The 9,062-nt window shown below is 32.8% G+C and carries 8 protein-coding genes; 7 read left to right on the forward strand and 1 reads right to left on the reverse strand.

The window, feature by feature from the left end; translation table 11 throughout:
• Positions 1–296 precede the first annotated feature (296 nt).
• Complete coding sequence (locus LQ609_RS11725) at positions 297–1,706, forward strand: FAD-binding oxidoreductase (protein ID WP_078356898.1); 1,410 nt, start codon at positions 297–299, stop codon at positions 1,704–1,706.
• Positions 1,696–2,952, forward strand: coding sequence for a (Fe-S)-binding protein (locus LQ609_RS11730; protein WP_239734794.1), 1,257 nt, complete (start codon positions 1,696–1,698; stop codon positions 2,950–2,952). The genes LQ609_RS11725 and LQ609_RS11730 overlap by 11 nt, the downstream gene beginning before the upstream one ends.
• Positions 2,953–2,993: 41 nt before the next feature.
• Here the strand turns inward: LQ609_RS11730 and deoD are convergent, their stop codons facing one another.
• The gene (gene deoD, locus LQ609_RS11735; RefSeq protein WP_078356896.1) at positions 2,994–3,704 is read right to left on the reverse strand and encodes a purine-nucleoside phosphorylase; all 711 of its coding nucleotides are present in this window, start codon (positions 3,702–3,704) and stop codon (positions 2,994–2,996) included.
• 109 nt (positions 3,705–3,813) lie between these two features.
• Here deoD and LQ609_RS11740 point away from each other — a divergent pair, with 109 nt between their 5' ends.
• The 5 genes from LQ609_RS11740 to LQ609_RS11760 all read left to right on the forward strand — a co-directional run bounded on the left by LQ609_RS11740 (position 3,814) and on the right by LQ609_RS11760 (position 8,424).
• Positions 3,814–4,749, forward strand: a complete 936-nt coding sequence (locus LQ609_RS11740) for a sugar-binding transcriptional regulator (RefSeq protein WP_239734795.1) — start codon at positions 3,814–3,816, stop codon at positions 4,747–4,749.
• A gap of 84 nt (positions 4,750–4,833) precedes the next feature.
• Positions 4,834–5,496, forward strand: coding sequence for a deoxyribose-phosphate aldolase (gene deoC / locus LQ609_RS11745; protein WP_107509008.1), 663 nt, complete (start codon positions 4,834–4,836; stop codon positions 5,494–5,496).
• Between the two features lie 80 nt (positions 5,497–5,576).
• Positions 5,577–6,878, forward strand: coding sequence for a pyrimidine-nucleoside phosphorylase (locus LQ609_RS11750; protein WP_119634610.1), 1,302 nt, complete (start codon positions 5,577–5,579; stop codon positions 6,876–6,878).
• A gap of 11 nt (positions 6,879–6,889) precedes the next feature.
• Entirely contained in the window at positions 6,890–8,074 is a 1,185-nt protein-coding gene (gene deoB, locus LQ609_RS11755; RefSeq protein ID WP_078356892.1) for a phosphopentomutase, read from the forward strand.
• Complete coding sequence (locus tag LQ609_RS11760; protein ID WP_078356891.1) at positions 8,074–8,424, forward strand: DoxX family protein; 351 nt, start codon at positions 8,074–8,076, stop codon at positions 8,422–8,424. The genes deoB and LQ609_RS11760 overlap by 1 nt, the downstream gene beginning before the upstream one ends.
• The last annotated feature ends 638 nt before the right edge of the window (positions 8,425–9,062 follow it).

The raw sequence follows: 9,062 nt of genomic DNA on the forward strand, positions 1-9,062 counted from the left end.
TGACTAAGAGTAGTCATATTCACACAAGTCGAAAGAAGTGTGACTAAGAGTAGTCATATTCACACAAGTCGAGAGAAGTGTAAACAAGGATATCCATATTCACACAAGTCGAAAGAAGTGTAAGCAAGGATATCCATATTCACACAAGTCGAAAGAAGTGTGAATGTCTTATATAAGACATTCTTGGTCCACTCTTTTTCATTACATATTTTGTAACCGCATTCACTTGAAATGAAAATTATAAAAAACAGTGATATCATTAATAGAATAATAATTTTTTATACAGGGGGGATAACATGGAGGAGCTCTATGAAGCTTTAAAGAAACATATGGATGATGGTCGTGTTTCTAAAGAAGTTGCTGATCTTTCAAGTTATAGTTTTGATGCTTCTTTCGGAGAGTTTATGCCTGATATTATTTGTCAGCCTATGTCTACGGAGGAAGTTGTTCATATTGTTAAATTGTGTAATCGATATGATGTCCCAATTTATCCAAGAGGAAGTGGTACGAGCTTGAGTGGGGGTCCGCTTGCTGTATATGGTGGTATTGTGCTCGATTTCTCAAGGTGGGACAATGAAATAACAGTTTATGAGAATGACTTAATGATGGAAGTTTCACCAGGTGTTATAACTGAAAAGATTCATAAAGTAGCTGAATCGTATGGGCTAATGTATCCACCTGATCCTTCAAGTTCTAGAGTATCTACAATCGGTGGAAATTTAGCTGAAAATGCTGGTGGACCGAGATGTTTAAAATACGGTGTAACGAAAGATTACGTTGTAGGATTAGAAGTCGTAACGGCAAATGGAGATGTGATTCATTGTGGGGGTCGTACTGTAAAAAATGTAACAGGCTATGATATGACTAAATTAATTGTAGGTTCGGAAGGAACACTAGGTATTATTACTAAAGCTACTTTACAACTAATTCCTAAACCGATAGATACTAAGACAGCTATGCTGCAGTTTGATGATTTTATTACATCTGGAAAAGCTGTTTCTAAAATTTTAAGATCTGGTATATTACCTTCTAAAATTGAGATAATGGACAAATATTGTGTTGATGCAGTTTTATCAACACATCCAATTGAGAATGTAACTGCTGATTCTGAATCAGTATTATTAGTAGAATTGGATGGACATCCTTTAGCTTTAGAAGCAGAGATGAGAATAATTGAAGAAACGTGTGCAGAATTACCTGGATGTAAGGTGCTCATTGCGCAAAATGAGAAACAAGCATCAGAATTATGGGAAGTGAGAAAGCTTGTATCACCTGCGATTGTAAAATTTGGTCCTACTAAAATTAGCGAAGATACGAGCGTACCAGTTAGCCAAATACCTGCATTTTTTGAAGAAATAGAAAGAATAAGACAAACTTATGATTTAAATTTAGTTGTATTTGGTCATGCCGGTGATGGTAACTTACACCCAAATATTATTACTGATAAACGCAAACCTGAAGAAATGAAACGTGCTGAAGAAGCAGTTGCTGAAATATTTAAAGCTGCATTAAAATTAGGTGGCACATTAAGTGGAGAACATGGCATTGGATTATTTAAAAAACCGTTTATGTACAATGAATTTGATGAAGCGGGTATGAAATTTATGAAAGATGTAAAAGAAGCATTAGATCCAAATAATCGTTTGAATCCAGGCAAAATATTCCCAGACGAGAATGAAAGGTTTGTGTTAGTCCATGACGATTAATTTAATTGATAAATTGGAATATGATGCGACTTTTGATTGTGTTCAGTGTGGATTTTGTTTACCATCTTGTCCTACATATTTAACGATGAAAGAAGAAAAACATTCGCCACGCGGCAGAATTAATTTAGTTAAGTATGCTGTAGAAGGAAAAGCAGAGTTAAAAGATTTAGAAGAAGCTATAGATTTATGCTTAGGATGTAGACAATGTGAAACGGTTTGTCCAACTAATGTACAGTATGGTGATATTTATGAATCTGCGGTTGAAGTATTAAGAGAAAACAGAAATAAAAAATTAGACACTCAATTAATGTCTATATTTTTAGAACGTAATTATATGTTAGACGCCATGTATAAAGGTTTGAAATTGTATCATTCACCATTAATATCTACAATTATAAGTAAGACAAAAGCATTGGATGTATTGCCTGAAAGACTAGGAAAAATGGCATCGATATTACCACCCGTTAAAAAAGAAAAGACTAATATACAAAATCCATTTAGAACTAAGAAAACGACAGTTGGATTCTTTAGAGGTTGTATGATGGATGCATTTTTCTCAAATATTAATGATTTAGCAATAAAAATATTAGAAGCACATGATATTCAAGTTGTAGAAATTAAACAGCAAACATGCTGTGGCGCACTTCAACATCATGCAGGTGAAATGGAAAAATCAAAAAAATTAGCTAAACTAAATATAGAAGCACTTGAAAAATATGATGTAGATTATTATGTAAATGCTATTGGAGGTTGTGGGGCATCTTTAATAGAATATGATCATTTATTGAGAAATGATGAAGAGTGGAAAGATAGAGCAGAAGTATTTGTTAATAAAGTAAGAGATATATCTGTCATTTTAGATGATATTGAGTTGAATTTAGATGTACCAATCCATACTAGAGCAACTTATCAACCATCATGTCACTTACAAAACGTTCAACATGTATTTAATGAACCAGAGAAAATTATTCAGCAAATTAAAGGACTAGAATATAAAATTTTACCAGAAAAAGATATTTGTTGTGGTTCTGCAGGTATATATAATATTGTAAATTATGAAGCATCAATGGAAATATTAAATAGAAAAATGACGCATGTTGCAGAAGTAGAACCGCAATTAATTATTACATCTAATCCAGGATGTCACTTACAAATGTTGTTAGGTGTAAAAAATGAAGGATTAGAAGAAAAAATTAAAGTAAAACATATCGTAGAAGTCGTAGCAGAAGCATGCGGCATAAAATAAAAGTGGCTGAGACAATTAATTTGTCCAGCCACTTTTATTTATTATTCAGCTATTTCTAAAGCAACTTCCATCATTTGTGTGAAAGAGTTTTGTCTTTCTTCTGCAGTTGTAGCTTCGTCTCTTAGTAAATGATCACTTACTGTAAAGATACCTAAAGCTTTTTTACCTGCTGCTGCTGCGTTTACATATAATCCAGCAGATTCCATTTCTACACCTAGGATACCTAATCTAGACCATTTGCTCGTTACTTCTGTATCAGCATTGTAGAAAATGTCACTTGATAAAATATTTCCAACATGAGTTGTTGCACCGATTTCGTCTGCTTTGTTTTTAGCATTTGCAACTAATCCGAAATCTGCAATTGGAGCGAAATAACCAGGAATGTTGAATTGATCAACATAGTGTGAATTAGTAGAAGCGCCTTGAGCAATAATAATATCATATAAGTTGATATCTTCTTGCATCGCACCACATGAACCAATTCTAATAATTGTATCTACATCAAAGAAATTATATAGTTCGTATGAATAAATACCAATTGAAGCAATTCCCATACCTGAACCCATTACAGATACTTCTTTTCCTTTATAAGTTCCTGTGTAACCTAACATGTTTCTTACATCATTAAATTGTTCAACATTTTCTAAGAAATTTTCAGCGATAAATTTAGCACGTAATGGATCCCCTGGCATTAGTACTGTTTTTGCAATTTTCACACCATTTGGTTGAATATGTGGTGTCCCTTGAGTCATAACTATCTTCTCCTTCAAATATAAAAGTTTTTTCATTTTAAAGATAACATTTGTTTCAATTTTTTGCGAATTTTTGTACGATAAGAGTGAAAGAAAGTGGTGAATAGGGATGGATTTACAAAAGAATAAAGATAGTATCAAAATTGCAAAGCTCTATTATCAAGAAGGAATGAGTCAAGAAGCAATAGCTAAAAAGATGGATATTTCAAGACCTACAGTATCAAGATTATTAAATCATGCGAAAGATCATGGATTTGTAACGGTTAAGATAGATGACCCATATGAAGATGCTGAAAGTTTAGCCTCACTCATAAAGTCGAAATATAATTTAAAGGATTGTATCGTTCAACATGCATCATACAATGATTATTTAAATATACAAAGTGCAATTGGTAAAAGAACTGCAGAATATTTAACTCAAATTGTGAAAAGTGGAGATAAAATTGGCATTAGTTGGGGTAAAACGATGTATCAAGTGTCTCAATATTTAGAGCAAAGTCATTTGAAAGATATAGGCATCATACAGTTGAAAGGAGGAATCAGCTTTTCACACGTAGATACGCGAAGTCATCAAATACTTGAAAGATTTGCACAAGCTTATAATGCGACTCCACGTGATTTACCATTACCTGTAATATTTGATGTCAAAGAAGTGAAAGATATGGTTGAAAAAGATAGACACATCAAATCAATTTTAGAACAAGGTAGACAAGTTGACATAGCTATTTTCACAGTTGGAACTGTGAGAGATTCATCCCTATTATTTAAACTTGGATTTTTAAATGAAGAAGAGAAAACAAGACTCAAGAAGTCAGCAGTAGGAGATATATGTTCAAGGTTTTATAACAATACAGGTGAAGTTGCTGATGAAGCAATTAACAATAGAACAATTGGTATAGGTCTTGATGCATTGAAAGAAATTGAAAATACTGTATTGGTTGCTGGGGGTGAGCATAAAATAGAATCAATTAGAGGTGCACTTGAAGGTCAATTAAGCAATGTTTTGATTACTGATCAATACACTGCACAAGCATTAATAGATTGATGAACAAATTTTCTCTTATCGTTTTACAAATGTTCACATGTCATTTATAATGAAATTAATATAAAAATATTAGGAGGACTTAATATGTCATTAGCTAAATATATCGATCACACAGCTTTAAAACCAGATACAACTATGGAACAAATTGATGCTTTATTAGAAGAAGCAAAGGAACATGGTTTCAAATCAGTATGTGTTAATCCAACTCATGTTGCACATGCCAAAGAAGTGCTAGAAGGTTCAGATGTACTCGTTTGTACAGTAATTGGATTCCCACTTGGTGCTACTACTAGTGAAGTGAAAGCTTTCGAAACAGAAGATGCAATTAAAAAAGGTGCTAACGAAGTAGATATGGTTATTAACATTGGTGCATTGAAAGATGGCAGAGATGAAGATGTTAAAAAAGATATTGAAAGTGTAGTTTCAGCAGCTAATGGTGTAACAACTAAAGTTATTATTGAAGCGTCTTTATTAACAGACGCAGAAAAAGTTAGAGCTTGTGAATTAGCAGTAGCAGCAGGTGCTGACTTTGTAAAAACATCAACTGGTTTCTCTACTGGCGGTGCAACTGCAGAAGATATTAAATTGATGAGAGAAACAGTAGGTCCAGATTTAGGTGTTAAAGCTTCAGGTGGTATCCGTTCATACGAAGATGTGAAAACTATGATTGATAATGGTGCAACACGTATAGGTGCTTCAGCTGGTGTGAAAATTTTAAAAGGTGAAACATCAGATTCAGACTATTAATATAAAGGGTACTATATAGTACCTTTTATATTTTGAAACATACGTAAGCGTATTCATTTATAAACAGGAGGGTAATAACTATGAGAATGGTAGACATAATTGCAAAGAAACGTGACGGGAAAGAATTATCTAAAGAAGAAATCAAGTTTTTTATTAAAGGGTATACTTCGGGAGAAATACCTGATTATCAAGCATCAAGTTTAGCAATGGCAATTTATTTTCAAGATATGACAGATGATGAACGTGCTAATTTAACGATGGAAATGGTTGAATCAGGCGATCAAATTGATTTATCAGAAATTGAAGGCATCAAAGTTGATAAGCATTCTACAGGCGGTGTAGGTGATACGACTACACTTGTGTTAGCACCATTAGTAGCAGCACTTGATGTACCAGTAGCTAAAATGAGTGGACGCGGTTTAGGACACACTGGTGGTACAATCGATAAGTTAGAAGCTGTTGAAGGTTTCCATGTAGAAATAACAGAACAAGAGTTTATCAATTTAGTAAATAAAGATAAAGTTGCAGTTATCGGGCAAACAGGTAATTTAACACCAGCAGATAAAAAACTTTACGGATTAAGAGATGTAACTGGAACAGTTAACTCTATTCCACTAATCGCTTCATCAATAATGAGTAAAAAAATTGCTGCTGGAGCAGATGCTATTGTACTAGATGTTAAAACTGGTGCTGGTGCTTTTATGAAGACAATTGAAGATTCAGAATTACTTGCGCATGCAATGGTCAAAATCGGAAATAACGTAGGCAGAAATACAATGGCAATTATTTCAGATATGAGTCAACCGTTAGGAAGAGCAATTGGTAATGGATTAGAAGTGAAAGAAGCAATTGAAACATTAAAAGGCGAAGGTCCAGAAGACTTAACTGAACTTGTATTAACTTTAGGTTCACAAATGGTTGTATTAGGTAATAAAGCAGAAACTTTAGAAGAAGCGAGAGAAAAGCTGTTAGAAGTAATTAAAAATGGTAAAGCTTTAGAGAAGTTTAAAGTATTCCTTGAAAACCAAGGTGGAGACGGTTCAGTTGTTGATGACTTATCTAAATTACCACAAGCTCAATACAAATTTGAAGTTGAAGCTAAAGAAGCGGGTTATGTATCTCATATTGTAGCTGATGAAATTGGAGTTGCTTCAATGCTTTTAGGTGCAGGAAGAGCAACAAAGGATGATATAATTGACTTGGCAGTCGGTTTAGTATTAAATAAAAAAGTTGGAGATAAAGTTGAAAAAGGTGAATCATTAGTAACTATTTATGCAAATAATAAAGATGTTAAAGCTGTAGAGTCTAAAATTTTAGAAAACATCACAATTTCTGATGAACAAGTTCAACCAACTTTAATCCATAAAGTGATTACAGACTAGGAGTGAGTCAAATGACAAACCGTTTTAAACGTATTCATTTAATTGTAATGGATTCAGTAGGAATAGGTGAAGCACCAGATGCTAAAGCCTTTGGTGATGAAGGTTCACATACATTAAAACATACACTAGAAGGTTTTAATGAAAATTTACCAAACTTAGAAAAATTAGGACTAGGTAATATCGCTAAATTACCAGTTGTTAATAAAGTAGATCATCCAGAAGCTTTTTATACTAAATTAAGTGAAGCTTCTGTTGGTAAAGACACAATGACAGGACATTGGGAAATCATGGGGCTAAATATCGATAAACCATTTAAAGTTTATCCAGAAGGTTTTCCGGAAGAATTAGTAAAAGAAATTGAAACAATGACAGGTAGAAAAGTTGTTGCTAATAAACCTGCATCAGGTACAGAAATTATTGATGAATATGGTAAACATCAAATGGAAACAGGAGACTTAATTGTTTATACTTCAGCAGACCCAGTATTACAAATTGCAGCTCATGAAGATATTATTCCATTAGAAGAGTTATACGATATTTGTGAAAAAGTTAGAGAATTAACAAAAGATCCTAAATATTTAATAGGTAGAATTATAGCTCGACCATATGTAGGAGAGCCAGGTAATTTCACAAGAACATCTAATAGACATGACTATGCATTGAAACCATTTGGAGAAACAGTTATGAACACTTTAAAAGATGCTAATTATGATGTTATAGCTATTGGTAAAATCAATGATATATATGATGGTGAAGGTGTTACGAAAGCTATTAGAACAAAAGATAACATGGATGGCATGGATAAATTAATTGAAGTAGTTAAAAGTGATTTCACTGGAATCAGTTTCTTAAACTTAGTTGATTTTGATGCATTATATGGTCATAGAAGAAATAAAGAAGGTTATGCTCAAGCAATTAAAGATTTTGATAACCGACTTGAAGAATTACAATCTGTATTAAATGAAGATGATTTAGTAGTCATCACTGCAGACCATGGTAATGATCCAACTGCACCTGGTACAGATCATACACGTGAATATGTTCCATTATTAATGTTTAGCCCAAGTATAAATGATTATCGTGAATTATCAGGAGACACAACATTCAGTTCAATCGGAGCAACAATTGCTGATAACTTTAAAGTAACTTTACCTAAATTTGGCAAAAGTTATTTAAAAGAGATGGGTATTGAATAATGTCCTTGTTTAGACGATTATTTGGGATAGTATTTACTTTTGCTGGTGTTATGCACTTTGTAAGATCAAAAGGTTTTGAAGCAATTGTACCTCATTTCCTGCCATTAAAAAGATTGGTTGTTTGGGTGTCAGGCGTAATAGAAATAGTATTTGGGTTACAATTAATATTGAAAAAGCCAAGTGAACTTACTAAAAAACTAATCGAATGGTTTTTAGTAGCAGTATTCCCAGCAAATGTTTATATGGCACAAAAAAATATTCCTTTAAACGGTAAGACATTACCAAAATGGGCATTGTGGGGCAGATTACCTTTACAATATGTATTAATTAAATTAGTAAGAAAAATGTAATATTAGAAGTAGATTTTATTATAAAATGGAGCTTGGGCATATATCCTAACTCAAAATAAATAAGCATATCACTTAACTGAATTCTTCAGTTTTATAGTGATATGCTTATTTTTTTATATTACGATTTTGTAAAGTTCATGCTTGCTTAGGGGTATGGATCGAGCCTGTAGTCTCTCACGCATACTATTCCCTCAGGCGTCAGCACTTACAAAATCGTTGGAAATATCTATTTTATACATATTCTTTCTGCTGTTATATTTATAAGTGTTACGTTAAAAGCAATTCCATGTAAAATTGCTGATAAGGGGTGCGTAAAAAGCAATTCTAAGTAAAATTGCTGATAAGGAGTGTGTTAAAAGTAATTCTAGGCAAAATTGCTGATAAGAGGTGTGTTAAAAGCAATTCTAAGCAAAATTGCTGATAAGAGGTGTGTTAAAAGCAATTCTAAGCAAAATTGCTGATAAGAGGTACGTTAAAAGCAATTCTAAGTAAAATTGCTGATAAGGGGTACGTTAAAAGCAATTCTAAGTAAAATTGCTGATAAGAGAGTCAAGTCCATAATTTTGTGTAATATCTTTAGATGTAATCAACCTTTGGTTTTTCTAGGGTATTAACAAAATATATCTGCTTGGTTTTTA

The organism is Mammaliicoccus sp. G-M28 (genome assembly GCF_022386595.1).
GTDB classification, from domain to species: Bacteria; Bacillota; Bacilli; order Staphylococcales; family Staphylococcaceae; genus Mammaliicoccus; species Mammaliicoccus fleurettii.